The sequence below is a fragment of the Alishewanella sp. WH16-1 genome (assembly GCF_001441695.1).
Lineage (GTDB): Bacteria > Pseudomonadota > Gammaproteobacteria > Enterobacterales > Alteromonadaceae > Alishewanella > Alishewanella agri.
In genome coordinates this window covers 19,275-43,043 of sequence record NZ_LCWL01000129.1, presented here as the reverse complement: position 1 = coordinate 43,043, position 23,769 = coordinate 19,275, and the positions used below count along the sequence as shown (strand labels likewise).

The 23,769-nt window shown below is 51.6% G+C and carries 27 protein-coding genes; 10 read left to right on the top strand and 17 right to left on the bottom strand.

Annotation, left to right across the window (positions count from 1 at the left end):
- Positions 1 to 5: 5 nt before the first annotated feature.
- Positions 6 to 470 (bottom strand): tRNA (cytidine(34)-2'-O)-methyltransferase, encoded by a 465-nt coding sequence (locus tag AAY72_RS13995; protein WP_057788332.1) that lies wholly within the window; start codon positions 468 to 470, stop codon positions 6 to 8.
- A gap of 136 nt (positions 471 to 606) precedes the next feature.
- Between AAY72_RS13995 and AAY72_RS13990 the strand changes: the two genes are divergently transcribed.
- Positions 607 to 2,484 (top strand): bifunctional diguanylate cyclase/phosphodiesterase, encoded by a 1,878-nt coding sequence (locus AAY72_RS13990; protein WP_057788330.1) that lies wholly within the window; start codon positions 607 to 609, stop codon positions 2,482 to 2,484.
- Here AAY72_RS13990 and gpsA read toward each other — a convergent pair.
- From gpsA to AAY72_RS13970, 4 genes are read right to left on the bottom strand one after another with little or no spacing between them, the layout of a single operon-like run.
- Entirely contained in the window at positions 2,477 to 3,487 is a 1,011-nt protein-coding gene (gene gpsA, locus AAY72_RS13985; protein WP_082628995.1) for an NAD(P)H-dependent glycerol-3-phosphate dehydrogenase, read from the bottom strand. The two genes, AAY72_RS13990 and gpsA, sit on opposite strands and share 8 nt — an antisense overlap.
- A complete protein-coding gene (gene secB / locus AAY72_RS13980; RefSeq protein ID WP_057788326.1) occupies positions 3,487 to 3,975 on the bottom strand; it encodes a protein-export chaperone SecB in 489 nt (162 codons plus the stop codon). The genes gpsA and secB overlap by 1 nt, the downstream gene beginning before the upstream one ends.
- A gap of 18 nt (positions 3,976 to 3,993) precedes the next feature.
- Positions 3,994 to 4,251: a glutaredoxin 3 gene (gene grxC / locus AAY72_RS13975; RefSeq protein ID WP_008984541.1), complete on the bottom strand. Its 258-nt coding sequence runs from the start codon at positions 4,249 to 4,251 to the stop codon at positions 3,994 to 3,996.
- Between the two features lie 2 nt (positions 4,252 to 4,253).
- A complete protein-coding gene (locus AAY72_RS13970; protein ID WP_008984542.1) occupies positions 4,254 to 4,688 on the bottom strand; it encodes a rhodanese-like domain-containing protein in 435 nt (144 codons plus the stop codon).
- A gap of 205 nt (positions 4,689 to 4,893) precedes the next feature.
- Here AAY72_RS13970 and gpmM point away from each other — a divergent pair, with 205 nt between their 5' ends.
- The 3 genes from gpmM (at position 4,894) to AAY72_RS13955 (ending at position 8,468) form a co-directional block, all read left to right on the top strand.
- A complete protein-coding gene (gene gpmM / locus AAY72_RS13965; protein ID WP_008984543.1) occupies positions 4,894 to 6,438 on the top strand; it encodes a 2,3-bisphosphoglycerate-independent phosphoglycerate mutase in 1,545 nt (514 codons plus the stop codon).
- On the top strand, positions 6,438 to 7,580 hold the full coding sequence (locus tag AAY72_RS13960) for a murein hydrolase activator EnvC (protein WP_057788324.1): 1,143 nt from the start codon (positions 6,438 to 6,440) through the stop codon (positions 7,578 to 7,580). The genes gpmM and AAY72_RS13960 overlap by 1 nt, the downstream gene beginning before the upstream one ends.
- A 114-nt stretch (positions 7,581 to 7,694) precedes the next feature.
- Complete coding sequence (locus AAY72_RS13955; protein WP_008984545.1) at positions 7,695 to 8,468, top strand: divergent polysaccharide deacetylase family protein; 774 nt, start codon at positions 7,695 to 7,697, stop codon at positions 8,466 to 8,468.
- A 384-nt stretch (positions 8,469 to 8,852) separates the two neighbouring features.
- Here the strand turns inward: AAY72_RS13955 and rpoH are convergent, their stop codons facing one another.
- From rpoH to ftsY, 4 genes are all read right to left on the bottom strand, one after another.
- On the bottom strand, positions 8,853 to 9,704 hold the full coding sequence (gene rpoH / locus AAY72_RS13950; RefSeq protein ID WP_008984546.1) for an RNA polymerase sigma factor RpoH: 852 nt from the start codon (positions 9,702 to 9,704) through the stop codon (positions 8,853 to 8,855).
- 148 nt (positions 9,705 to 9,852) lie between these two features.
- A complete protein-coding gene (gene ftsX, locus AAY72_RS13945; protein ID WP_008984547.1) occupies positions 9,853 to 10,827 on the bottom strand; it encodes a permease-like cell division protein FtsX in 975 nt (324 codons plus the stop codon).
- Positions 10,824 to 11,507 carry a cell division ATP-binding protein FtsE gene (gene ftsE, locus AAY72_RS13940; RefSeq protein ID WP_008984548.1) on the bottom strand — a complete coding sequence of 228 codons (684 nt, stop codon included), beginning with the start codon at positions 11,505 to 11,507 and terminating at the stop codon, positions 10,824 to 10,826. The genes ftsX and ftsE overlap by 4 nt, the downstream gene beginning before the upstream one ends.
- Positions 11,508 to 11,512: 5 nt before the next feature.
- Entirely contained in the window at positions 11,513 to 12,781 is a 1,269-nt protein-coding gene (gene ftsY / locus AAY72_RS13935) for a signal recognition particle-docking protein FtsY (RefSeq protein WP_057788322.1), read from the bottom strand.
- Between the two features lie 81 nt (positions 12,782 to 12,862).
- On the opposite strand from ftsY, the gene rsmD reads away from it, so the two are divergent.
- The gene (gene rsmD / locus AAY72_RS13930; protein WP_057788320.1) at positions 12,863 to 13,465 is read left to right on the top strand and encodes a 16S rRNA (guanine(966)-N(2))-methyltransferase RsmD; all 603 of its coding nucleotides are present in this window, start codon (positions 12,863 to 12,865) and stop codon (positions 13,463 to 13,465) included.
- 18 nt (positions 13,466 to 13,483) lie between these two features.
- Here the strand turns inward: rsmD and AAY72_RS13925 are convergent, their stop codons facing one another.
- Positions 13,484 to 14,101: a YjaG family protein gene (locus tag AAY72_RS13925; RefSeq protein ID WP_057788318.1), complete on the bottom strand. Its 618-nt coding sequence runs from the start codon at positions 14,099 to 14,101 to the stop codon at positions 13,484 to 13,486.
- Positions 14,102 to 14,157: 56 nt separating this feature from the next.
- A complete protein-coding gene (locus tag AAY72_RS13920; RefSeq protein WP_082628997.1) occupies positions 14,158 to 15,465 on the bottom strand; it encodes a hypothetical protein in 1,308 nt (435 codons plus the stop codon).
- 214 nt (positions 15,466 to 15,679) lie between these two features.
- Here AAY72_RS13920 and AAY72_RS13915 point away from each other — a divergent pair, with 214 nt between their 5' ends.
- Entirely contained in the window at positions 15,680 to 16,264 is a 585-nt protein-coding gene (locus tag AAY72_RS13915) for a DUF4136 domain-containing protein (protein ID WP_057788314.1), read from the top strand.
- A 50-nt stretch (positions 16,265 to 16,314) separates the two neighbouring features.
- Here AAY72_RS13915 and AAY72_RS13910 read toward each other — a convergent pair whose 3' ends face one another.
- Complete coding sequence (locus AAY72_RS13910) at positions 16,315 to 16,902, bottom strand: DUF3833 domain-containing protein (RefSeq protein WP_057788312.1); 588 nt, start codon at positions 16,900 to 16,902, stop codon at positions 16,315 to 16,317.
- Between the two features lie 145 nt (positions 16,903 to 17,047).
- On the opposite strand from AAY72_RS13910, the gene AAY72_RS13905 reads away from it, so the two are divergent.
- Entirely contained in the window at positions 17,048 to 17,665 is a 618-nt protein-coding gene (locus AAY72_RS13905; protein ID WP_057788310.1) for a 2OG-Fe(II) oxygenase, read from the top strand.
- Here AAY72_RS13905 and AAY72_RS13900 read toward each other — a convergent pair.
- The 3 genes from AAY72_RS13900 to AAY72_RS13890 are packed head-to-tail and all read right to left on the bottom strand — an operon-like array spanning position 17,662 to position 19,464.
- Complete coding sequence (locus AAY72_RS13900) at positions 17,662 to 18,084, bottom strand: DUF192 domain-containing protein (RefSeq protein WP_008984556.1); 423 nt, start codon at positions 18,082 to 18,084, stop codon at positions 17,662 to 17,664. The genes AAY72_RS13905 and AAY72_RS13900 overlap by 4 nt on opposite strands.
- 1 nt (position 18,085) lies before the next feature.
- Entirely contained in the window at positions 18,086 to 18,949 is an 864-nt protein-coding gene (gene ubiA, locus AAY72_RS13895) for a 4-hydroxybenzoate octaprenyltransferase (RefSeq protein ID WP_057788307.1), read from the bottom strand.
- Positions 18,946 to 19,464, bottom strand: coding sequence for a chorismate lyase (locus tag AAY72_RS13890; RefSeq protein WP_057788305.1), 519 nt, complete (start codon positions 19,462 to 19,464; stop codon positions 18,946 to 18,948). The genes ubiA and AAY72_RS13890 overlap by 4 nt, the downstream gene beginning before the upstream one ends.
- Before the next feature lie 187 nt (positions 19,465 to 19,651).
- Between AAY72_RS13890 and AAY72_RS13885 the strand changes: the two genes are divergently transcribed.
- The gene (locus AAY72_RS13885; protein ID WP_057788303.1) at positions 19,652 to 20,014 is read left to right on the top strand and encodes a flagellar basal body-associated FliL family protein; all 363 of its coding nucleotides are present in this window, start codon (positions 19,652 to 19,654) and stop codon (positions 20,012 to 20,014) included.
- A gap of 6 nt (positions 20,015 to 20,020) precedes the next feature.
- On the opposite strand, the gene glpG is transcribed toward AAY72_RS13885, so the two are convergent.
- Both glpG and glpE read right to left on the bottom strand, forming a co-directional pair.
- Entirely contained in the window at positions 20,021 to 20,827 is an 807-nt protein-coding gene (gene glpG / locus AAY72_RS13880; protein WP_057788300.1) for a rhomboid family intramembrane serine protease GlpG, read from the bottom strand.
- Entirely contained in the window at positions 20,827 to 21,153 is a 327-nt protein-coding gene (glpE, locus tag AAY72_RS13875) for a thiosulfate sulfurtransferase GlpE (RefSeq protein ID WP_057788298.1), read from the bottom strand. Before glpE ends, glpG begins: the two co-directional genes overlap by 1 nt.
- A gap of 141 nt (positions 21,154 to 21,294) precedes the next feature.
- Between glpE and AAY72_RS13870 the strand changes: the two genes are divergently transcribed.
- Both AAY72_RS13870 and AAY72_RS13865 read left to right on the top strand, forming a co-directional pair.
- Complete coding sequence (locus AAY72_RS13870; protein ID WP_057788296.1) at positions 21,295 to 21,885, top strand: LemA family protein; 591 nt, start codon at positions 21,295 to 21,297, stop codon at positions 21,883 to 21,885.
- A gap of 3 nt (positions 21,886 to 21,888) precedes the next feature.
- Complete coding sequence (locus tag AAY72_RS13865) at positions 21,889 to 23,691, top strand: M48 family metallopeptidase (RefSeq protein ID WP_057788294.1); 1,803 nt, start codon at positions 21,889 to 21,891, stop codon at positions 23,689 to 23,691.
- Positions 23,692 to 23,769 lie beyond the last annotated feature (78 nt).

Genomic DNA, 23,769 nt, shown 5'->3' with positions numbered 1-23,769 from the left:
GTGCTCTAGACACCACCGGCGAATTGTAGTTGTCGCCAGGCTTCATAACTGACAATAGCCACACTGTTCGACAGATTTAAACTTCTGGCACCGGCTTGCATCGGAATACGAATTTTCTGCTCTGCCGGCAAACTATCGCGTACGCTATCCGGTAAGCCGCTGGTTTCTGAACCAAACAACAGCACATCATCGCTCTGGTAACTCACCTGATGATAAAAGCGACTTCCTTTGGTGGTAATAGCATAAATCCGTCTACCGGCCATCGCCTGAAAAAAATGAGCGTAATCCGGATAACGGCTGACATTAGCCAGATCATGGTAGTCTAATCCCGCGCGCCGTAATTTCTTTTCTTCAAAATCAAAGCCCATCGGTTCGATAATATGTAAGCGGCAACCATTATTCGCCGCCAGCCGAATAATATTACCGGTATTAGGGGCAATTTGTGGCTGAAAAAGCGCAATATGTAACATGCTAAAGCTCCTTTGCCGTCATCAGCGCTGCGCAGTCATGACAACACAAAATATTTTTCTGTCAGGTACTTGTGCCTGTTAGCTCAAACCAACTATATTCAATAGTGGTCATTAATTAACCAAGGACGATAACAGCATGCTGCAGCTCAGCTCCGGCCTGATCATTTTGCTGATGACACTGGCAACCCCTGCCTATGCCGAGCAAACCTTTCTCGAAGGCGGTCTGTTACTGACTACAGCCGTGCTTTGTTTAATGGGTTTAGCACTGTTACTCACCCTGAGCAGCCTGAGCCGTCGCAGCAAAAGGCTGTTACGCCAGCAGCGCAGTTTTCAGCAGCTACTGGCAGAAACACCCGGCATTATAGCCGTGCTCGACAAGAACCTGTTACTGCGAAATGCCAGTACCTCGTTAAAAAGTCTGCTACAGGTGCAGGATCATAGCACCTTGGCCTTAGCACTGCCGTTGTATGCGGATGCCGAGGGCAGCGTTAGTCTGGATAGCACCCTGAAAAGCCAGCTACGTCAGCACGGTGTCTGGCACGGCGAAGTCTGGCTGAAAACAGAACGTTATGCCGAAGCCTATAAAATCAGTATTCATGCCTTGGCAACCGAAAGTGTAAAAGGTCCTTTCTATTTGCTATACGGGCAAAATATTACCCAGTTACGGCAACAAAACGAACGTCAGCAGCAGCTGCAGGTACGGGATGACCTGACGCTACTACCCAACCCCTTTATCTTTGAAGAGCAACTACGTCAGGCATTACTTAGTTGTGACGCGCACTACCCCTCAGTGGCAGTGATGTTTCTGCGGTTGCATGATAGCAGCTTGGCGCAACACCCCGAACAACTGACAGATGCTCGCTTGAGTGAGGCCGCCGAGCGGTTACAAACACTGGTCCCCAGTAAATTTTTGTTGGCTCGTCAAGCAGGGGCAAACTTTAGCATCCTGATTCCACCCCATTTGTGCTTGCACAATAACAATATTATTCTCAATCAGTTAGCCCATAAAGTAATCAGCGGCTTTAACCAGCAAGATGCCCAGGGTATGCGTTCGTCGTTACGGATCTATATTGGCATCAGCATCAGCCCAAATGATGGTGAGGATGTCAGCAGCCTATTCAGCAGTGCTGAAAAAGCCGCCGGTCGTGCCGCACAGCAAGCCGAAAGTGCGCTCTGTTTTGCCGACAGTGCCAGTCAGCAACAAGCGCCAGATTTGTTAGCCTTGGAAGGTGAACTGTATCGCAGTGCCGCGCAAGGTGAGTTTGAACTGTACTACCAGCCTAAATTCAGTATCAGCAGCAACCGCATTGTTGGTTTTGAAGCCTTATTACGTTGGCCCAGCCCACGCCGGGGCATGTTGCCGCCGCCAACTTTTTTGCCGGTGGTTGAAGAAACCGGCCTGATTATCAGCCTCGATCGCCTGGTGTTCCGTAAAGCCTGTCAGCAAGTCAGTTACTGGCAGCAAACCGGCCTGATGCGCGGCAGGCTGGCACTGAATATTTCCGCTCAACAGTTTGCGCAAAAAGATTTTCTGCGCTTTATGCAGGACACCTTAGCTGAATTTGAATTAACGGCCAGCCTGTTTGAGTTAGAGCTGTCAGAAGCGATCTTCGGGCATCCGACAATTTGGCTGCGCGAACGCATGAATAGCCTGGAACGGCTTGGTTTTCGGCTGATTCTGGATAATTTCGGCGAGGGCGTCTCCTCATTGACGCAACTACGGCAATTTCCGTTTAACGGCGTAAAGCTGGCGCCATCACTGGTGCGTTATGTCGAACAGCAAGAACAACAGCGCAATATCTGCGCTACCTTAATCCGGTTAGCCGGATATCTGGAGCTGGATGTGACTGCAACCAATATCGAAACTGAGATGCAGGCTTACTTGCTGCATGTGATGGGCTGTGATTGTCAGCAGGGCCACAGATTCAGCCGGGCGATCCCGGCTGAAGACATAGGTCAGTTATTGCTGAAAGAGAACCAACTGTTGAATAACCAGCGCCAGATAGCTAACTGATTTCGTCCTTGCGTTCGCGGCCCAGCAGATCCTGGGCTGCCAATTTGACGTGTTTACCCTGATACAACACCTGATAAATCTGCTCGGTAATCGGCATTTCGACCCCGACCCGCTGTGCCAGATTAAAGACTTCTTTGGCATTACGATAGCCTTCAACCACCTGGCCGATGCTTTGCATCGCTTCCTCAACCCCTTTACCCTGGCCAAGTAATAAGCCGAAGCGCCGGTTACGTGACTGGTTATCAGTACACGTCAGCACCAGATCGCCCAGCCCTGCCATCCCCATAAAGGTATCTTTCTGAGCGCCCATAGCACAGCCTAAACGACACATTTCGGCCAAGCCACGGGTAATCAGTGCAGTACGGGCATTGGCACCAAAACCAATACCATCTGCCATACCGGCACCGATGGCGATCACGTTTTTCACGGCACCACCCAGCTGTACGCCAATAAAGTCACTATTGGTGTAGACCCGGAATGTCTTGGCACAGTGCAATAAATCAGACAGTTGCCGGATAAACTCTGGATCAGCCGAAGATAACGATATGGCTGTTGGTAAACCCGCGGCCATCTCCTTAGCAAAGGTTGGCCCGGACAATACGGCCAGCGATATCTGCTCGCCGAGAATTTCCCGCGCGACCTCTTGTAACAGACGGCCAGTTTCTGGTTCCAGCCCCTTGGTTGCCCAGGCAACCCGGGCATCCGGCGCTAACAGCGGCTTGATTTGCTTTAACGTATCGGCAAAAGCATGACTCGGTACCACTACCAGAATGTCGCGACTTTGCTGAATGGCAGAGGCTAAATCGGCCGTCAGGCTTAAACTCGGAGGTAACGGGATATCCGGCAGATATTTCTGATTCAGCCGTTGTTGCTGCATCAGGGCGATTTCTGCGGTATTGCGCCCCCATAAGGTTATAGGATTACCATTGCGGGCTAAACAAATTGCCAGAGCAGTGCCATAAGACCCTGCTCCTAAGACCGTCATCGCTGAGGTGCGGCTCATCAGGCGTTCAGCTGTTGGCTTTCAGACTGACGCTGCTGCAGATACTGGGCAAATAAAGCGTCAAAGTTGACCGGTGCCAGGTTTAACTGTGGGAAGGTGCCACGGTTAACCAGGTTCGATACGGCTTCGCGGGCGTATGGGAACAGAATGTTCGGGCAGAATGCTGCCAGCATATGTGCCATCTGCGCTTCTTCCAGCTGGCTGATAGAGAAGATACCGGCTTGTTGTACTTCACACAGAAAAGCGGTTTCATCACCCACAGTGGTGGTCACGGTCAAAGACAGAATCACCTGATAAGTGCTGTCATCCAGCTTTTCGCTGCGGGTATCCAGATCTAATTTGACTTCTGGTTTCCACTCTTTGCGGAAAATCGCTGGTGCATTCGGTGCTTCAAAAGAAATGTCTTTTACGAAAATACGCTGAATTGCAAATTGTACGCCCTGTGCAGCCTGCTCTGCTGCTACGCCGTTGGCTTGTTGTTCTGCCATGATAGATCCTGTTTTAAGTTATGCTTGTAATAATGAATCAAGTTTACCCTGGGCATCCAGCGCAAACATATCGTCACAGCCACCAATGTGCTGCTCACCAATAAAGATCTGCGGCACCGTAGTGCGGCCGTTAGCGCGGTTAATCATTTCATCCCGGCGCTCGGGTTGCAAATCAATGCGGATTTCCTGATAAGACACCTGCTTCTCGCGCAGCAAACCCACCGCCCTTACACAGTAAGGACAATAGGCTTTAGTGTAAATAGTGACTTCAGCCATGCTTACCTCTTCGCTTTTACTACCGGCAAACTGGCGCCGGTCCAGGCATTCATGCCACCTTGCAGAATGGATACCTGGCTATAACCTTGTTTCGCCAATGCGGCTGCCGCTTTTTGCGCGGTAACCCCAACCTGACACACTACTATAATGGGCGTATCTTTTTGCTTTTCAAGCCCGGTTAGTGGCTGTTTATCAATTTGGTCCAGTTTTACGTTACGGGCGTCGGTAATATGCCCTTTGCGATAATCCTCTTCCCCGCGGATATCCAACACCACAGCGTTTTCGCGATTCACTTTCAGCGTTAATTCAGTCGGGCTGATCGCTTTGATTGGCGACAGCTTGGACTTCAGCCAACTGCCAATAATCAGCATCACTAACACCAGCCAAATGATCGCTAACAGCAGATGATTTCCGGCAAATTCGAGTAATTGGTCCATAGCGCAACTTTTCTTCTGATTGAGATTAAAAAACAGCGCTGAGTATACCGATTTTATGGCAAATCGACAGCTAAAAAACACCGCAAGCCACAACGCCAGGCCACTGATGGCGAATGATCACTGGTGCAAAAACAAAAAAACGGTAAGATAAGCAGCATTATTCCGCTATTTCCACAAAATCAATTGACCTGTTAAGGGAGACTGTATGTCCACACCGAAGAAACCCCTGGTTTTACTGATCCTGGATGGCTGGGGCTACCGTGAGGAAAGAGAGCATAATGCCATTGCGCAGGCAGCCACGCCGGTAATGGATGCCTTATGGCAACAGTATCCGCATACGCTGATTTCCGGTTCAGGTCTGGACGTTGGTCTGCCTGATGGCCAGATGGGTAACTCAGAAGTCGGCCATGTGAATCTGGGTTCCGGTCGCATTGTCTATCAGGACTTTACCCGCATTACCAAAGCCATTGCCGATGGTGACTTTTATCACAACCCGGTGCTGGTTGAAGCTGTTGATAAGGCCGTCAGCCAGGGTAAAGCCGTACATCTGATGGGGCTACTGTCGCCCGGCGGCGTACATAGCCATGAAGAACATTTATTAGCGATGGTAAAACTGGCCGAACAACGCGGTGCCACTCAAGTTTATCTGCATGCCTTTCTGGATGGCCGTGACACGCCACCACGCAGCGCTGCTGCCTCGATTAAGGTGTTTGAGCAACATTTTGCCAGCTCAGGTAAAGGCCAGATTGCGTCGGTTATCGGTCGCTACTATGCCATGGATCGGGATAAGCGCTGGGATCGGGTCGAACAGGCTTATAATCTGATTACCCAGGGTAAAGCAGCCTACCGCTTTGATAGTGCCAGCGCAGCGCTTGAGGCGGCTTATGCCCGCGATGAAAATGATGAGTTTGTCAAAGCCTCAGCAATTCTGGATCCGCAGGGCCAGGCGATAGCACTACAGGATGGCGATGCGCTGATTTTTATGAATTTCCGGGCCGACCGGGCGCGGCAGTTTACCCGCGCCTTTGTCGATGCTGATTTTCAGGGTTTTGCCCGTCAGGCACGACCGCAGCTCAGTAGCTTTGTGATGCTGACCGAGTATGCCGCAGATATTAAGGCGCCCTGCGCCTATCCACCAGAGAGCCTTAATAATGTGCTCGGCGAATGGCTGGCCAAACATCAAAAAACCCAGCTACGGATCTCAGAAACCGAAAAATATGCCCACGTCACCTTTTTCTTCAGTGGTGGCCGCGAGGAGCTGTTTCAGGGTGAAGAGCGGATTCTGGTGCCATCACCACAGGTTGCAACCTATGATCTGCAGCCAGAAATGAGCTCAGAAGAACTCACCGATCAACTGGTCGCGGCTATTCAAAGCGGCAAGTTTGATGTGATTATCTGTAACTATCCAAACGGCGACATGGTCGGCCATACCGGTGTAATGTCTGCCGCCATTAAAGCAGTGGAAGCGGTTGATCGCAGTATTGGTCGCGTTGTTGCAGCCTTACAACAGGTAGGTGGCGAATGCCTGATTACCGCAGACCATGGTAATGCTGAACAGATGCAGGATGCCGTCTCTGGTCAGGCCCATACGGCCCATACCAGTGATCCTGTGCCTTTAATCTATGTTGGCCGGCCCGCAACCGCAGTTGCCGGCGGCGTGCTGAGTGATATTGCCCCTACGATGTTGTCGCTGCTGGACCTGCCCGTTCCGGCTGAAATGACCGGCAAAGTATTGATGCAGTTGGCTTAATGCAGATGCGGCTAAGTTGTCTGGGAATCAATAGTATGCTACTGGCAGTATTGATGCTGCCTGTAGCAGTCGCCCAGCAAGCGCCAAAGGCTGAACAGGAATTGCAACAACTGCAAAAGCAGATTAAGCAAACTGAACAGCAGGTACGGCAGCAACGGCGCCAACTACAACAAGCTGAACAAAAATTACAAACTGCAGATAAAGCGCTGGCCGAAGCGGCGAAAAAACTCCGCGATACAGCAAGCCGTAAACAACGGCTGGAGCAAGAAAGTGCCCGCCTCAGCCAACAACAGCAACAACTGCAACAGCAACTGACTGAGCAACAACAGTTGTTAGCGGCGCAGCTGAAAAGTGCCTACAGTTTGGGCCGGCATGATTACTCCAGACTGATCCTGAACCAACAGGAAACCGGCAAGCTGGAGCGTATCCTTACTTATTATCAATATTTTAACCAAGCCAGGCTGCGGCAGTTAGCCGAGATTAATCATACTGTTACCCAGCTGGAGCAGGTGAAACAGCAGCTAAGCAACCAACAACAACAGCTGCAAACTGAACTGACCGCGTTGCAACAACAGCAGCAGCAATTAACGGCGGCTCGCAGTAGCCAGCAGGAATCGGTTAGCAACCTGCAAGCACTACTAAAACAGCAAGGCAGCCAGTTAGCCTATTTACGTCAGAACGAAACCAGCCTACAAAATACCATTAATGAGCTGCGTCGCCTGGCAGAGCGCAATAAAGATCTGTCCGGTCTGACCGCAGGTCGCGGCCAATATCCGTGGCCATTACGCGGCCGGGTGCTGCAGCGCTTTGGTCAAAACCGCCAGGGCGGGCTGGCGTCTCGCGGCATTCTGATCCAGGGCGTCAGCGGCGCTAATGTGCAGAGCATCGCCAACGGCCGGGTGATTTATGCCGACTGGTTAAAAGGCTATGGTTGGGTCATCGTCGTCGATCATGGTAAAGGTTTTATGAGCCTGTACGGCCATAATCAAAGCTTGCTAAAACAGCCCGGGGACAATGTCGAAGCCGGGGAAGCGATTGCGCAGGTCGGCGCCAGCGGTGGTCAGGCCGATCCGGGCCTGTATTTCGAAATCCGTGAAAAAGGCGATGCAGTCAACCCATTAAACTGGCTCGGTAAACAATAAAAAACTTGCACCAGACTCGCGCTGTCCTATAACCTGAATGGGTGAGGTAAAACTGAGGTTTTACAGCGTGCTGCGTCTGGCAAGCTGCAAAACCGGCTTTGAAAAGGAATTGCTGTGCCGTTGTTTCGTGCTCTGTGCTTAAGTCTGTTCTGCGTAAGCAGCCTGGCTTTCGCTAATCCCCGCATTGCCATCATTATCGATGATATTGGTTATCAGCGAGCAGACTTAAAGATGGTCGAGTTGCCGCACGCCCTGACTTATGCTGTTTTACCGCACACGCCTTATGGCCGTCAGGCGGCAAGACAAGCTTCACGCTCACAAAAAGACGTGATGCTGCATATGCCAATGGAAGCCAGTCAACAAAATGCGTTAGGCCCGGGTGCCCTAACGCAACATATGAGTCGCCAGCAAATTCGTCATAGCCTGCAACACGCGCTAGACGATATTCCGTACGCTATTGGCATCAATAATCATATGGGCAGTTTGTTTACCGCTCTGGACAAGCCGATGGCCTGGACCATGGAATATCTGCAACAGCGGCAGCTGTTTTTTGTTGATAGTCTGACCACGCCACAAAGCACCGCCAAAAAGTATGCCGGCCAGTATGGCGTGACGCTGTTGGCGCGCCATGTGTTTTTGGATAATGAATTAACAGAAGCCGCGTTGGAGCGCCAGTTTAAACAGCTGCTGCAGATCGCGCGCCGTCACCAGGTGGCCATTGCGATTGGCCACCCGTATCCGGAAACTTACCGCTTTCTAAAGCGACGCCTACCGCAGTTAGAGGCAGAAGGGATTGAACTGGTTGGTATTTCGGCCTTATTACCGGAGAGCCATGCCGTCATTGCCGCCGGCTTTACCGCTCCCGCCATTGCCGCACCGCAAGAATAGACAATAAAGCATTAGGGCGTGTTGACGTTTGCTGCTTAGATTTTGTTCGCACTGGCGGCGCTTTGATCGCGAAACGAGGAGCGCGGTTTAGTTATTCTAAATAAGTGACGAGTGAAGCTACCGCGTCCTGCTCTCGCCCCTGACCTGCATCCATGCAGGCCACAAAGAGCAAAGCGCCGCCAGCGCGAACCCCTCGGGCAGCGTTTGGCTGGCGTTTCTACTGCGTTATCGCTCGTTCATGTAGAATAACTACACATCACAAGCTCTGCCTTGTATAAACACCAGCCAAACGGCTGCAAAAACAAGCAGCAAACGTCAACACGCCCTAGAGGTTCTTAATAGCAAAACGGCGCCAAAAGGCGCCGTGTTCGAAGCTATGATGGCTTAGTGTTGTAACGCTTGCTGCAGTTTCTTCATAGCATTTTTTTCCAACTGCCGCACCCGCTCTGCTGAAACCTGATAACGATCCGCCAGCTCTTGTAAGGTCAGCTTGTGATTATCCAACCAACGGGCACGCACAATGTCCTGGCTGCGATCATCCAGGGTTCGGATAGCAGCCTGTAACCGGTCTACTGCTGCAGTATCCCACTGATCATCCGCGACCTGCGCCGCCAAATCTGAACTTTTATCTTCCAGGTAATATACCGGTGCAGTATACGCCTGCTCGTCATCTTCATCCGGCGCATCGAACGGCATATCATAGTTGCTCATTCGCGATTCCATTTCGCGTACTTCGTGTTCAGCCACGCCCAGCGATTCCGCAACCTGCTGTACTTCCTGCTGATTAAACCAGCCTAAATGTTTTTTGGCTTTACGCAGATTAAAAAACAGTTTGCGCTGCGCCTTAGTGGTGGCAATTTTTACAATGCGCCAGTTTTTCAGCACATACTCATGAATTTCTGCTTTAATCCAATGTACCGCAAAGGAAACCAGACGCACACCGACAGTGGGGTCGAAGCGCTTGACGGCTTTCATCAGGCCGATATTGCCTTCCTGGATCAGATCACTGATTGGCAGGCCGTAACCCGCATAGCTACGGGCGATATGCACCACAAAGCGTAAATGCGACATAATCAACTGGCGGGCCGCTTCTAAATCACCATCCTGCTGCAGGCGTTCTGCCAGACTGCGCTCTTCATCAGCGCTAAGCATCGGAATGGTACTGACGGCATGGGTGTAAGCCTCCAGACTACCGCTGGCTGCTACCGTAAGTGGCATATAAGCTGATTTCGTCATGGTTTTGCTTATCCTGTATTGAGCTAAGTGAGATGATATTAGCACTCTTTGACTGAGAGTGCTAATACTAGTTTCATCTCTTTTTAGATCTGCTTCTTATAAAGAAAGGATTTTTAATAACACGGTTGTTAGGGCTAGCGTTAAGCCGCTAGGATGGCTCAATGGCACGTAAATGGCGGCGTACAGATAAATAGGAACCAATGACCCCCAGCAGCACCGCTAACAGAATTAAACCGCCAAACTCCTGCAAACTCATCGCCTGCAGCCGGAAGTCGCTCTGATAAAGATCACTGATACCGGCTATCGCGCCCCTTAGCCACCACAGCAGAACTTCGGTTACCAGAAAAGCCAATAAGCCACCAAAGACCCCGAACCAGAAACCGGTATATAGAAAAGGCCGCTGAATAAAGGCATCAGTGGCACCCACCAGTTTCATAACTTCAATCTCCTCCCGTTTGCTGATAATCGACAGCCGGATAGTATTGCTGACAATCAACAGGACGGCACTGAGTAACAACAAACCAATCGCTACCACCGCTTGTTGTAACAGCAGTACCACGGCATCAAGGCGTTGCAACCATTCCAGATCCAACTTGGCAAACTCAACAATCCGTTCTTTCTCTAGCTGTTGCTGCAACGCCCGCGCAGCAGCCGGCTCAGTATGCAGCGGCAACACCACCAACACATCCGGCAACGGATTTTCGGTCAGATAATTCAGCGCGGCGCCAAAACCAGAAGCCTGCTGAAATTCCTGCATCGCGGCATCTTTAGAGATATGCCGTACCGCCGCGATTTGCGGATCACCCTCGAGGATAGTTTTCAGTCCCTGCACTTGTTGGCTGGTAGCACTGTCCCGGATAAATAGGCTGATCTCAGCAGCTTTAGCAAAACCACCGCTAACCTGCTGCACATTTTTTACCAGTAAATGCAGGGTGGTTGGCAGGGTTAAGCTCAGGCCCAGTACCGCCATGGTCATTAAAGACGAACCCGGGGTTCGCCATAACTCACCGAGACTAAACAGCGCCTGGCGCAAATGATTAACGAAAAACATGACAAAGCGGCGGATAAAATTGATTTTATTGGCTTTGGCGCCGCTGGCGCGACCACTGAACAGAATACTCATAGTGGCTCCTGCACCGGCATCAGGCCATCATTAATCATCCGCCCTTGCTTTAACGTTAGTGTCCGGTAACGCATTCGCGCGATCAGCCCCAGATCGTGAGTTGCCACCAGCACCGAGACGCCAACCTGATTAAAGGCTTCAAACACCCGCATAATGTCGCGCGACAATTCCGGATCCAGGTTCCCGGTTGGCTCATCTGCTAACAGTAACGGCGGTTTATTTACTACGGCCCGGGCGATCCCAACCCGCTGCTGCTCACCACCAGACAGCGTTTGCGGTAAACAACGCTGCTTATCTAACAAGCCGACCTTGTCCAGCGCTGCATGCACCCGTTTCACCATTTCTTTGCCGGTAAAGCCTTCAATCACTAAAGGCAGCGCCACATTATCAAACACTGTATGATTCATCAGTAAGCGGTGATTTTGATAAATAATACCGACATCGCGCCGCACATAGGGCACCTGACTGCGTTTCAATCGGCTCAGATCGATATTATTAATCATCACCCGCCCTGTGCTGGGCCGTTCAATCATACTAATCAGCTTTAAAATGGTACTTTTGCCGGCGCCGGAGTGACCGGTTAAAAACACCATCTCACCTTTTGCAATACGAAAATTAATCCGCTCCAGTGCAACAAAACCACCCGGATAGCTTTTACTAACATGATCAAACTGCAGCATAGCGGTTATTCCTTGTTAAACAGCGCCCGGATAAAGTCTTGCGCCTGAAACTGCCGCAAATCATCAATGGCCTCGCCGACACCAATAAAGCGGATCGGCACCTGAAACTGATCAGCAATGGCAAAAATCACACCGCCTTTGGCGGTACCATCCAGCTTAGTTAAACTGATACCAGTCAGCGGCACGGCTTCGTTAAATAATTTAGCCTGACTCAGCGCATTCTGACCAGTGCCGGCGTCCAGCGTCAGCATCACTTCATGTGGGGCTGTGGCATCAATTTTTTGTAACACCCGCACAATCTTTTTCAGCTCTTCCATTAAATGCGCTTTATTCTGTAACCGACCGGCAGTATCAGCAATCAGCACATCCACTTTGCGGGCTTTCGCCGCCTGATAGGCATCAAAGATAACAGAGGCACTGTCAGCACCGGTATGTTGGGCGATTACCGGGATTTGATTACGATCGCCCCAAACCTGTAATTGCTCTACTGCCGCGGCGCGGAACGTATCCCCGGCGGCCAGCATCACCGATTTACCCTGTTGTTTAAATTGCTGCGCCATCTTGCCGATAGTGGTGGTTTTACCGACACCGTTCACCCCAACCATCAGGATCACAAAAGGGCCATCCTGGGCGACAGGTAACAACGGCTGCTCCACGTGCTGTAACAGCTCTGCCATGTCTTGCTGCAACTTTTCGTATAGCAGACCGGCATCTTTCAGCGCTTTCCGATCGGCATGGCTGGTCAGCTGTTTAATCAGTTTCTGTGTGGTATCCATACCCACGTCCGCCAGCAGTAACTGCGTTTCCAGCTCTTCATACAGCTCATCATCAATTTTCTTACCGACAAATAATGACGCCAGACCGGCACCCAGATTCTGGCTGGTTTTTGCCAAACCTTGCTTCAGGCGGGCAAAAAAACCGGGCTTTTTCGGATTATCCGGTGCAGCAGCTGGCGTTAGTGTCGGCACTGTATTCACTGCAGGTACCTCAACCACTAACTTGCCAGCCTGACTTTCAGCGGTGGCTGTGGGCTCGTGAGGCGACACCAGGCTTGATTCTGCTGGTGCCTGTGGCGCAGCAACGTTCTGCTTGGCCTCTGCCACTACCGGCGGCGCGACCATTACCGTAGCGGCCACCTGTTCTGGCGTCGCGATGGCTGCGGCCTCTGCTGTTTGCTCTGATGCTTGCTCTGGTGCTTGCTCTGGAGTCGGCTCCGGCTGTGTTGGTTTTTTGCCAAACCCGAGCCAGGAGAAGAGTTTGTTTTGTTTTGTCATATGCTGTTAGGTCAGAGAGTGAAAACTAGGATAAAATTGGACTTATACTAACACCTTTATCTGTCAGGCAAAAACGAATCAATGAAACAATCGAATAGCCGCGCCGCCAGCGGCGGGCAAAGTGGATTTGTCAGAATTATCAGCGGCAAATGGCGCGGAAAAAAGCTACCGGTAGCGGATGCACTGGGGCTGCGCCCCACCACGGATCGGGTGAAAGAAACGCTGTTTAACTGGCTGATGCACGACACTGCGCAAAGTACAGTCTTGGATTGTTTCGCCGGCAGCGGCAGCCTGGGTTTAGAGGCGCTGTCACGCTATGCTGGCTATGTCACGCTAGTAGAAAAAGCACCGGCCCTGGCCCGACAATTACAACGGCATTTAGACAGCCTGAGTGCCAGCAATGCCGAGGTGGTCAACACGGATTGTCTACAGTGGCTGCAACGCCCGGCTTTGCGACAGTACAATCTGGTCCTGATCGATCCCCCCTTTCGGCAAGGTCTGGCCGTACCTTGCTGTCAGGCATTGGAGCAGCATGGCTGGTTAAGCGACAGCGCTTTGATTTATCTGGAAACGGAGAAAGAGCTGGCACTTAATGCGATGCCGGCAAATTGGCAATTATTAAAAGAAAAAATCGCCGGACAATTGGCGTACCGGCTGTGGTTAAGAGCAGAGGCAACGGCTTAGCCGCTGCCCGCTGAGGACTCAGGATTCTGCCGGAGTCAGCTCCATACCAAGGTTGGTTAGCCCTAACTCTCTCACCCAGGCTTTCAGTTGTTGCATTTGTTCGCGGCCGATGCGCTGCATCGGTTGCACCAGCGCAATCAGCTCGGCCAGACACTCCATTTCGTATTGCATCAAGGGATCATCACGCACCAGCTTTTTCAACTCGGCTTCGGTGGTGATCTCAGCATCAGTCGCCTGATATTCCACTAAGCGCGCGACGGTAGCCTGAGAAATCTTTGCCACATTAATAAACTCAGCACCGTCTTGCTGACTGATACCATTTAGCATCATATCCAGTGCTGTGGCACAGTCGACGGCCGGATACACACCAAACATATCGTAATGATTAACTTCAGGTGTCGCTAACTCCAGCTCTTCGGCCAGGCGTTCAAAGTTAATTTTGGCTTTGGGTACCGTCAACCACTCCCAGCACAAATCGAGAATCTTCCGCACCAGCTGTGGATCACCAAACTGACTGACTTCGGAAAACAACTGATAATTCGGTAACATCCGCTCCAGTAGCGTCGCAGCAATGGCACCTTGCTGCGCTAAGGTTAAATCCCGCATTTGCTGAAAATTATTGGCTTTTTGTTTCATAGATTTCCTGTAAATTGCGCGCGGCAGTGTTTACACCCTGCTAAACACCCGCCGCGCTATGAGGTCGCTGAAAGTTGTCGCTGCGCGTATTCAAACTTCAGCTTAAATTCGGTAACACGTTGTTCCAGATCAGAGATTTGCTGTTGATACTGTTCGGTAAGCTGACTTAATTCCATCCGCAGTACCCGAATGGTTTCCCGGGCTTGATCGCTCTCCTGCTGCTGTTTCTCCAGCGCAATATCTAAGCGTAAACGCGCCTGCTGCAGTAATAATTCATTGCGCTCACTCTGCTCGCGCAGCGCCGTTTCCGTCTGCTGCAGAGTTGCCAGTTGTTGCTGCAATGCTTGCTGAGTTTCAGTTAGCTGTTGGTTTTCTTGCTGCAATTGTTGGTTAAGCTGATGTTTAAATTGTGCTTTTTGTTGCTGATCCTGTACGTGTTGCTGTAAGGCAGCCAGCTGCTGCTGCAAGTCGGCGTTTTGCGAGGTCTGAGCGGCGACTTGTGGTTCCAACTCTGAAATCTGGCTTTGTAATTGCTCTGTTTGGTTATGTGCTTGCTGCAAGGCAGCACTTGCCCGGGCGAGTTGTTGCTCCAAGTCTGTGATCTGATTGTGCTGCAACTCAGCTTGCGCCTGTTCTTGCTGTAACTCAGCTCTGGCAGCTGCCAGTTGCTGTGCCAGTGCGGTCAGCTCGCTGCGTTGCGCTGCAGCTTGCACCTGCTGCTGTTGTAAAGCTGTCGTAGCCTGAGATAGGTGTTGCTGCAAGCGGGCGATTTCTTGCTGCCCGTTTTGCTCCGCTTGTTGCTGCTCGAGCTTTGCAGCCTGCTGCAGTTGCAGCCTATCTTGCTCGGCCTGCTGCAAGGCGTGTTGCGTCTGTTGTAGTGCCTGTTCGGCGGCAAGCTGACGTTGTAGTGCCAGCTGTAACTGCTCAGCTTGCTCAGCTAACTGCGTTTGCTGATTCTCGCTTTGGTTTTGTTGTGCCGTGCGGCTTTCACCAAGCTGCACTAATTGTTGCTGGACAGCGGCCAGCTCTGCCTCGGTTTGCTGCAGTTTTTGTAACAGTTGCTGGTTATGTTTCTCCAGCCCGGCCTGGATCCGTGGGTCAGCACCCGGTGCCGGCACACTGAAATCTAATTGTTGACGGCTTTGCTGCCAATCCTTGTAAAGCTTCTGATACGCCTGTTCATGCGCGATTAACCGCTGCTGCCAGCGCGCTTCGACCTGCTGCTGCATCTGACTTAACCAGTGTTGCTGTTGCTGTGCAAGTTCAGCAGCAAAGCCTTGCATACTTTGCTGCAAAGCACTGGCCGCCTGTTGGCTAAGGCTATCCGGGTCCGGCTTGGCGTTGGGTTGAGCTGGCGTTTTCATGTTATTCTCATTCATACCAGTGGCCTGATCTGGCAATCTGCTTTGCTAAGTGTAATATGACTGCGGACTGAAAGCGAATCGCACAACAATGCTGTTGGAACTTCGAACCTTTTCAGTTATCTAATCTGGCAACTGAAGCACAAAACCAACTGATCGTGTTGCCCGATTGTTTGGTATATTCTATAACTGAATGCAATAGCAAAGGGTGATAAAAATGCAGCTGTTATCTGTAGTCTGGCGGACCTTAGTTGTAAGTAGTGTCCTTTGGTTAAGCGCCTGTGCGGTTGGCCCGAATGTGCGGTCTGATCAGGCACCGGATGCCAACCTGAGTAATTATCGCACCTTTGGTTTTATGACTGAATTAGCCACAGATCGTGCCGGCTATACCAGCCTGGTCACGCAGCATATGAAAGCGGCAATCAGCGCCGAGATGACTGCCCGCGGCTATCAATTTAGCGAGCAACAGCCTGATTTACTGATTAATTTCAACTCTAACGTGCAGCAACGGTCTGATATTCGCACCACGACAACCTCAGCTGTACCATATTACGGTTATTATCATTACCGCCGCGGTTATTACAGCCCTTTCCCGTACTATCAGACTGAAGTTGAAACCGTGCATTATAAAGTCGGCACTGTGAATATTGATGTCGTAGACGCCTCCCGTAAGCAACTGGTATGGGAAGGCATTGCAGAAGGGGTGTTGAAACAGCAGGATTTACAACAACCGCGTGAAGCAACAGCACGGGTTGTCAGCCAGATTTTCAGTCAATTTCCGGTTGGTCGCCCGACTAACTAAGGATGCGATGGTAGCAGGCGACCGCGTAATACGGCGGATCGCCTGCAGTCTTACAAGATTTGCCCCTGAGTAGCCGCCACTTCCGCCACCTTTCGCTTTAAGTCAGTGCAATCGGCCCCGGCATCGGTTTGTTGAATCGATAAGGTGAGCTCTGCGACCTTAATGCCAAATTTATGCATCGTCGTGCGATTAATCAGGTTTTGTGGGTCGATCAGATATAACCAGTCTTTTACCGTGACATCCAGCGTACTGCCATCATAAGGAATGCGCAGCACATATTGCCAGTACAAGGCATTACCCGCCAATTGTCCTGCTGCTTCGCCAATCACATCGCCGGCCGTACCGCTAACTTTGCCCTGACTATCCTGCTGCAACTGCCAATGCCGCTGTTCCACCCTGCCGTCACTAAAATAAAACACTTCGTATAAATCGCCACGACCTTGCTGCCATTCACCACAAAGATCAGCGGTAAAACGCAAGGTTTGCCGGCCTCGCCAGTCATGCAATACGCCATAAGCGCGGCCACTGCCGGCAAAAAAATGGTCTAGCTGTAATACCGGTGTTTGCTGCCGGTATTCTGTGACCGATTGACTGCAGCCAGCAAGCAAGGCTGCCGCAGCCAGAAAAGCAATACGCATAAAGGTTCCTCCATGTGATAGCAAGCTATACGTAGCAAAGCCCCTACTGGCTCACCCGGCAATCAGGCAACACATTGAAGGCCTCGCGGTGCTATGGCAAACTAGCCGCCAGATCAGCAACGGCCCCATACTAAGCGGAATCATCATGTCATCAATTACTGTGGCGACCTGGGAACAGCTGGCCAGCGCCTTTTATCAGCACGGCTGGGTATGGCTGCCTCATTTCTTGTCGCCCGCTCTCACCGCTGCACTCTGTGATGATTTACAGCAACAGCAGTTACGTAGTGCCGGTGTCGGCCGCCAAAAAGATCATCTGCAAAACCAGCAGATCCGGCGCGATCAGACTGCCTGGCTCGATGGCAGCAGTAGCGCCCAGCAAGACTATCTGCAATTGATGCAGCAGTTACAGCAAGCCTTTAATCAACGCTTCTTTCTTGGCTTATTTGATTATGAATGCCACTATGCACGCTACCAACAGGGTGATTTTTATCAAAAACATCTGGATGCGTTTCGCGGCCGTTCAAACCGGGTACTTACCACCGTAACCTATCTGAATACTCCGGAATCCGGTGGCGAGCTGGTGCTTTATGATGAGCAGGATCAGCTACTGCAACGGCTGTCGCCGGCTGCGGGAGGCTTAATCCTGTTTGAAAGTGAGCGCTTTCCGCACGAGGTGTTACCCGCAACCAGCGAGCGCCTGAGCATCGCTGGCTGGTTCAGGCGTAACAACAGTCTGCAGGGTATGGTCGATCCGGGAACTTAATCGGCCAACAACTTTAGCTGACTCCCCACCCCCAGATTGCGGGCGGCAAACCAGCCTCTCGGCATTTCCAATGCAGCGATCACCGCAATTTCTGAAGGCACCGGTGTTTCATCAAAAGGCTCTAACGGCCGGATTTGATGGATCTGCCAATTGGCATCAATAAAAGCGACATCCAGAGCAATACCGGTATTACGCATCCATAAACTAATTTGCTGTGGCGTGCTGTACAGTAACAGCATCCCCGGCTCAGCACTGTCCTGAAACATCAGGCCCTGAGCTCTCAGCTCGGGGGTATCAGCCAGCTGCACCGCAACAACCTGCTGGTCCAATTGTAGTTTCACCAACGGAAAACCGCTGCTATCCGGCACTGCCGCACAGCTACTGAGCACCAGCAGCAACGAAAACAGCCATTTCTTCATGTTAAAACCCCATACTGCATACCAGCCCGGTAAACAGCATTAATCCGACATAATGGTTATGTAAAAAAGCCGCGAAAGCCCCTTGCCGACTCTGCGCAGCCTGATAATGCTGCCAGCCAAAAGCCACAACGGTTAACAGCAACGCCAGAAAAAACGGCCAGCTTAATGCTAACTGCTGCCCAATCAGCGCTAACAGCAACAGAAAGCCTAACTGGAAGACGGCAATAATCGGCAACGCCCAACCACCAAACAATACCGCAGTAGATTTAATGCCGGCTTTCAGATCATCGGGCCTATCGACTAACGCATAGAAGGTATCATAAGCCACTGTCCACAACAAATTGGCCAGATACAACCACCAGGCATAACTGGGGATCTCACCCTGTAATGCCATAAAAGCCATTGGAATACCCCAGCTATAAGCGGCACCCAATACGACCTGAGGTAAGTGAGTAAAACGCTTCATAAAGGGATAGCTGCTGGCCAGCAGCACGGCTACCAGCGCCAACAATTGCGTTGCCCGATTAAGAAACAGCAATAGACTGGCAGCCAGCAGTAACAACAGGACAAAGAGTTGTAGTGCCTCCGTCGCGCTAACCTGACCGCTGGCCAGAGGCCGGTCGCGGGTCCGTTCAACCTGACCATCAAACTGCCGATCGGCATAATCGTTGATCACGCAACCGGCGGAGCGCATTAACACCACGCCCAGCGTAAAAATCAACCACAAATCAAAAGGTGGAATACCATCTGCTGCCAGCCACAACGCCCACCAGGTGGGCCACAACAGCAAATAAATACCAATGAGCTTGTCCAGCCGCATCAGCTGCCAATATGCGTTTCGCTGTTGCCAACTTAGTGCCATCATAATAACTCCACGGCCGGTAAAAACACTTCGGCCACCAGTAACGGTGCATCAGCGACCGAAAATACCGAACGTCTGGCCCAGTACTCCCCGGCAGCAATACCTGCGGTCGCGCCGGCCAGCTGCAAACGGGCCACCTCAATCGGGCCACGGCGTAAATCAGGAAACTGAAACAGAAATTCGCCTAATGGTTGTTCACCCAGTGCAGTGAGCTGGTACAACTGCCGCCGGCTGCTCTCGGGCAGCCAACTTTGGGCATACACCGCCGGTTGCTGATTACACGACATCAAAACTTCGCGCCGCACACAGGCACCGCTAATCGCCGGTAAACAAGGCCACAAAAAGTCTGGCAGCTCTGTTGTGGTTTCAGCCAACAGTGCCAGACGAAACTGCTGACAATGTGCCTTTAACCGCGCCGTAAGAGAGGCAGGCTCTAATAACCAGGGCTGCAGTTTTTCAGGTAAACGCAGGGTGTCAGCCGCTAGCCAGGGCGCATTCAGTGATATTACTGCGGTCATAACAATTCGGAGTCGGCCTGTAAAAGTGCCGGCATTATAGCAAGGGTGATGATTTTTTTAAGGAAGATTTCACCGGTAATTAGGCAAAGTCTGATGCTGCTGATATGATAAATAGTAATTGCCAACTTCCGGACTACTGCCCTTGCGCTTGCTTAAACTTACAATATTGTCTGTTACTCTTTGGCTGATGAGTGCTGGCACTGCGCTGGCGCAACAACCGCCTGCAGAAGTAGTGTATTATGGTTTTGACCCCGATATTGTGACCAACTATGTGTCGGAAAATCGCCGCAGTTTGGGCTATTTACGGGTATCGGTTGAGCTGATGCTGCCCAATAAAGAACTGTTAAAAACCATCGAATACCACGAGCCGTTAATACTGGATACCATCATCAGTATTCTTAGCAAACAACCCGAGCAGCGGGTTAAATCATTGAGCGGTCGCGAAGAAATCCGACTGCAAATTTTGGAACAACTGCAAACCGTGATGAAACGCGAAACCGGTCAAACCATAGTGCAGGATATTTTATTTACCAAGTATCTGTACCAATAGCGCTGGCTAAGGCCGGCGCCGGTCCCGGCTTAAAAAAGCCCACAACAGCCCACAACCCAAGCCACCTAAATGCGCCCAATTTGCCATATTGATCCATAACAGCTCCATAAAGCCCAGAACAAGCCAGACTAACATAAAGCCAAATAAACCATGGCTTAGCAAATAACGTTGCCGACCACTTAGCTGGTCGCTTAAGTAACAATAGCCAACCAGGGCATACACCACGCCAGATAAGCCACCGAAATTCGGACCGGCTAATGCCAGTTGTAAACCATTGGAAATCACTGCACTACTCAGTGCCAGTTGCAGTAAAAAACCGCTGCTTTGATAGCGTTCAATTTTACTGCCTAACAGCCACCACCAAGCCAGATTAAATACCAGATGGGTTAATGAGAAATGCAGCAGAATTGGCGTAATCCAACGCCAGAGCTCAGCCTGTTCCAGCAGCATCAGGCTGGCCGCCGCGGCACGAAAATCAATTTGCTGCCAGGCATAGACCGCCAGTGTCAGCAGCAAAACTAACAGCGTTAACGGCATTTGCCGCCATGCCAGCTGGGGTCTTAAATTAACCTTGTGCGCCAGCTTTACACTCTGGCTTTGTTGCCAGGCCGCCGCCTGATACCGCGGATGATCCGGCTGGCGGATAAACTCAGTTAGCAGCACTTCGACCCGAGGCACATCATCCGCAGCTGCCATTAAGACACTGACTTCACCCTGCAGTTCAAGTTTGACCTGCAATCCCTGGCTACGACAATAATCGGCAAACAATAACGCCGCCGGCTGGGCGCGGAATTCCGCAACTTTAGTTAGCATCAGCTATCACTTTGGCCGCTAACAAAAGGCTGCCGGGTACGCCAGCTCTCAAAACCACCGTCCATACTGTAGACCTGCTCATAACCCTGTTCGGCCAAATAGCGGGCGGCGCTCTGGCTGGAGTTACCGTGGTAGCAGACCACAACCACCGGCTGTTCGAACGGCACCTGACGCATAAACTGCCCCAGGCTGGTGTTGGTCAGATGAAAGGCGCCCGCCATATGACCACTGGCAAAGCTTTGTTCGTCGCGGATATCGGCAACCACCGCCTGCTGTGCTAATAACTCCAGTGTTTCAGCCACTGAAATACGTTTAAAATCACTCATAGCTACTCCCGATGCAAGGCCGCTATCATACCGTAGGTTGCCGCACTTTAGTACTATTCTGGCGAAATCCGCTACCACAGCACTGGACAATAGTTTAAACTTTCATTAACAATAGATAAAAGTCTACTGACGGAGTTTAGCATGACCCTGTTAATTATTCTGGCGATCATCGCCGCCCTGGTGTTCTACATTATTAGTATCTTTAACCAATTGGTTAAATTGAAGAATCGCTTTCAAAATGCTTTTGCGCAAATCGAAGTGCAACTTAAGCGCCGTTACGATCTGATCCCTAATCTGGTCGAAACCGCCAAAGCCTATATGCAGCATGAGCGCGAAACCTTAGAAGCGGTGATCGCGGCCCGTAACGCCGCGCTGGCCGGCTTGAAAGTTGCCGCCAATAATCCGGGCGATGCCGGCGCCATCAGTCAGTTAGCCCAGGCCGAAGGGGCGCTGCAAGGGGCTATGAGCCGCTTTAGTATGGTGATGGAAGCCTATCCGGACCTAAAAGCCAGTGCCAATATGCAGCAGCTGTCGGAAGAGTTAACCAGCACCGAAAATCGCATTGCCTTTGCCCGGCAGGCCTTTAACGATGCGGTAACCGAATACAATAGTTACAAACAAAGTTTCCCGCCGATGTTTTTTGCCGCCAGCTTTGGCCACAAACAGGATGCCAAACTGCTGGAGTTTGCCGACAGCGCCGACATTCAACAGGCGCCAAAAGTCAGCTTCTAAATAATGGCCACCAATTTCTTTCAGCAACAGGATCTGGCCCGGCGCAATACTAAGGTGCTGATCCTGTTGTTCGCGCTGGCGGTGCTGGCGTTGATAGTTCTGACCAACCTGCTGGTAATGGTCAGTGTCAGCCTGTTTCAGGGCGCCCCCTTACAACTGCCGTGGGAAGTGATCAGCAGTATCAGTCTGGTGGTCATTGCTGTGGTTGGTTTGGCGATAATGGCAAAATGGCAGCGCTTAAAGCTCGGTGGCCGCGCCATCGCTGAAGCACTTGGCGGTAACCGGGTATCCCCCTCAGCCCAGGATCCGTTACAACGCCGGCTGTTAAATGTAGTTGAGGAAATGGCGCTGGCCGCTAACCTGCCAGTACCGCCGGTCTACCTGTTACCGGAAAAAGGCATTAATGCCTTTGCCGCCGGTTACAGCCCGGCCGATGCCGTGATAGGTGTCACCCAAGGTGCGCTGGAGCAACTTAGCCGCGACGAACTGCAGGGCGTGATCGCCCATGAATTTAGCCATATTCTAAATGGCGACATGCGGATGAATATCCGGCTAATCGCGGTACTAAATGGCATTTTATTTATCGGCCATCTTGGTTATTACCTGTTACGCGCTGGCCGCGGCGCCAGCTATGCCCGCTCCAGACGCAATAATAATGAGGGTGCCGGCGCCATTATGCTGCTGGGTCTTGGCCTGGTCGTGATCGGCTATCTCGGTTCGTTTTTTGGTAATCTGATTAAGGCTGCCGTCAGCCGGCAGCGTGAATATCTGGCCGATGCCTCTGCCGTGCAGTTTAGCCGTAATCCAAGCGGTATTGCCGACGCCTTAAAGCGTATCGGTGGCCATCAATACGGCGCCAAAGTGCAGCACGCCAATGCCGATGAAGTCAGCCATTTATTTTTTGGCGAAGCGCTAAGCCGCTGGGTATCTATCTTTGCCACTCATCCGCCACTGGAAAAGCGTATTCGCCGGCTCGACCCGAGCTGGAATGGCCGCTACCCGGCAAGCCAGGCGCCGGTTAAACCCACGCCATCGCAAGCAGCAGAACAACCACAGGAACGGCAACGTCGGGCCATGCTGGCGGCGATCCCGGTATTGTTGATGCAAAGCAGTCATCAGACCCGTTCGGCACAAGCCATCGCCTGTGCTTTACTCCTTAGAACCGACACCTTAGCTGCGCAGTTAACTGCTATTAAGGCCTATGGTGGTAGCCAGCTGCTGGCCGAAGTCGATCAGCTCTCCGATCCGGTACAACGCCTGGCCCTGCCACAGCAGGTGCAGTTATTACAAATGTCGGTACCAGCGCTTAAGCAGCTGAGTGAGTCAGAGTTCCGCGCCTTTGACACGTTACTGCGACACCTTGCCGGTAACACGCCGGATCTGGCGCAGTGGTTAAGTTTAAGCTTATTGGAGCATGTGGTGGCCAGCGAGTTCGACAGTAAGGAACTGGTACGCCAATACAACCGGCAAAATCTGGCGGAGCTGTTACCTGCGTTGCTACCACTGCTAAGCGCTGTGGCCAATGCCGCTGGCGACAGCAGCCGGCAACAGCAAGCCTGGCAGGCCGCACTCCTTGCACTGCAGCTGGACACGACAACCGCGCAACCGGCAGTGCAATTTAGCCAGTTAGATCAGGCGCTACGGCCACTGCTTACCGCGTCACCAGCAGTTAAGCAGCAATTATGGCAAGCCATACTCGCCGCTGTTACCGCAGATAAAACCGCTTCTGTTGCGGAACAAGGTCTGCTTAACCTGCTGGCGCTGCTGCTGGAAATGCCCTTACCCGTTACCGACGATTTCAGCTAAAGCTACGCCGCCAAACTCTACCGCCAAAACACGCTTGCGGTTAATTCGCAGCAGGATCTGGCCAGAGGGCTTTAGTGC

What these genes read in the sequence shown, in the direction of transcription:
- grxC (WP_008984541.1), bottom strand. Translation starts at nt 4,251, where the DNA reads ATGGCTGAAGTCACTATTTACACTAAAGCCTATTGTCCTTACTGTGTA.
- AAY72_RS13995 (WP_057788332.1), bottom strand. Translation starts at nt 470, where the DNA reads ATGTTACATATTGCGCTTTTTCAGCCACAAATTGCCCCTAATACCGGT.
- AAY72_RS13890 (WP_057788305.1), bottom strand. Translation starts at nt 19,464, where the DNA reads ATGACCGCAGTAATATCACTGAATGCGCCCTGGCTAGCGGCTGACACC.
- AAY72_RS13915 (WP_057788314.1), top strand. Translation starts at nt 15,680, where the DNA reads ATGCAGCTGTTATCTGTAGTCTGGCGGACCTTAGTTGTAAGTAGTGTC.
- glpE (WP_057788298.1), bottom strand. Translation starts at nt 21,153, where the DNA reads ATGAGTGATTTTAAACGTATTTCAGTGGCTGAAACACTGGAGTTATTA.
- ftsY (WP_057788322.1), bottom strand. Translation starts at nt 12,781, where the DNA reads ATGACAAAACAAAACAAACTCTTCTCCTGGCTCGGGTTTGGCAAAAAA.
- AAY72_RS13865 (WP_057788294.1), top strand. Translation starts at nt 21,889, where the DNA reads ATGGCCACCAATTTCTTTCAGCAACAGGATCTGGCCCGGCGCAATACT.
- gpmM (WP_008984543.1), top strand. Translation starts at nt 4,894, where the DNA reads ATGTCCACACCGAAGAAACCCCTGGTTTTACTGATCCTGGATGGCTGG.
- ftsX (WP_008984547.1), bottom strand. Translation starts at nt 10,827, where the DNA reads ATGAGTATTCTGTTCAGTGGTCGCGCCAGCGGCGCCAAAGCCAATAAA.
- AAY72_RS13925 (WP_057788318.1), bottom strand. Translation starts at nt 14,101, where the DNA reads ATGAAACAAAAAGCCAATAATTTTCAGCAAATGCGGGATTTAACCTTA.
- gpsA (WP_082628995.1), bottom strand. Translation starts at nt 3,487, where the DNA reads ATGAGCCGCACCTCAGCGATGACGGTCTTAGGAGCAGGGTCTTATGGC.
- ftsE (WP_008984548.1), bottom strand. Translation starts at nt 11,507, where the DNA reads ATGCTGCAGTTTGATCATGTTAGTAAAAGCTATCCGGGTGGTTTTGTT.
- AAY72_RS13885 (WP_057788303.1), top strand. Translation starts at nt 19,652, where the DNA reads ATGAGTGCTGGCACTGCGCTGGCGCAACAACCGCCTGCAGAAGTAGTG.
- rpoH (WP_008984546.1), bottom strand. Translation starts at nt 9,704, where the DNA reads ATGACGAAATCAGCTTATATGCCACTTACGGTAGCAGCCAGCGGTAGT.
- AAY72_RS13960 (WP_057788324.1), top strand. Translation starts at nt 6,438, where the DNA reads ATGCAGATGCGGCTAAGTTGTCTGGGAATCAATAGTATGCTACTGGCA.
- AAY72_RS13905 (WP_057788310.1), top strand. Translation starts at nt 17,048, where the DNA reads ATGTCATCAATTACTGTGGCGACCTGGGAACAGCTGGCCAGCGCCTTT.
- AAY72_RS13920 (WP_082628997.1), bottom strand. Translation starts at nt 15,465, where the DNA reads ATGAAAACGCCAGCTCAACCCAACGCCAAGCCGGACCCGGATAGCCTT.
- AAY72_RS13870 (WP_057788296.1), top strand. Translation starts at nt 21,295, where the DNA reads ATGACCCTGTTAATTATTCTGGCGATCATCGCCGCCCTGGTGTTCTAC.
- AAY72_RS13990 (WP_057788330.1), top strand. Translation starts at nt 607, where the DNA reads ATGCTGCAGCTCAGCTCCGGCCTGATCATTTTGCTGATGACACTGGCA.
- AAY72_RS13910 (WP_057788312.1), bottom strand. Translation starts at nt 16,902, where the DNA reads ATGCGTATTGCTTTTCTGGCTGCGGCAGCCTTGCTTGCTGGCTGCAGT.
- glpG (WP_057788300.1), bottom strand. Translation starts at nt 20,827, where the DNA reads ATGCTAACTAAAGTTGCGGAATTCCGCGCCCAGCCGGCGGCGTTATTG.
- AAY72_RS13900 (WP_008984556.1), bottom strand. Translation starts at nt 18,084, where the DNA reads ATGAAGAAATGGCTGTTTTCGTTGCTGCTGGTGCTCAGTAGCTGTGCG.
- rsmD (WP_057788320.1), top strand. Translation starts at nt 12,863, where the DNA reads ATGAAACAATCGAATAGCCGCGCCGCCAGCGGCGGGCAAAGTGGATTT.
- secB (WP_057788326.1), bottom strand. Translation starts at nt 3,975, where the DNA reads ATGGCAGAACAACAAGCCAACGGCGTAGCAGCAGAGCAGGCTGCACAG.
- ubiA (WP_057788307.1), bottom strand. Translation starts at nt 18,949, where the DNA reads ATGATGGCACTAAGTTGGCAACAGCGAAACGCATATTGGCAGCTGATG.
- AAY72_RS13970 (WP_008984542.1), bottom strand. Translation starts at nt 4,688, where the DNA reads ATGGACCAATTACTCGAATTTGCCGGAAATCATCTGCTGTTAGCGATC.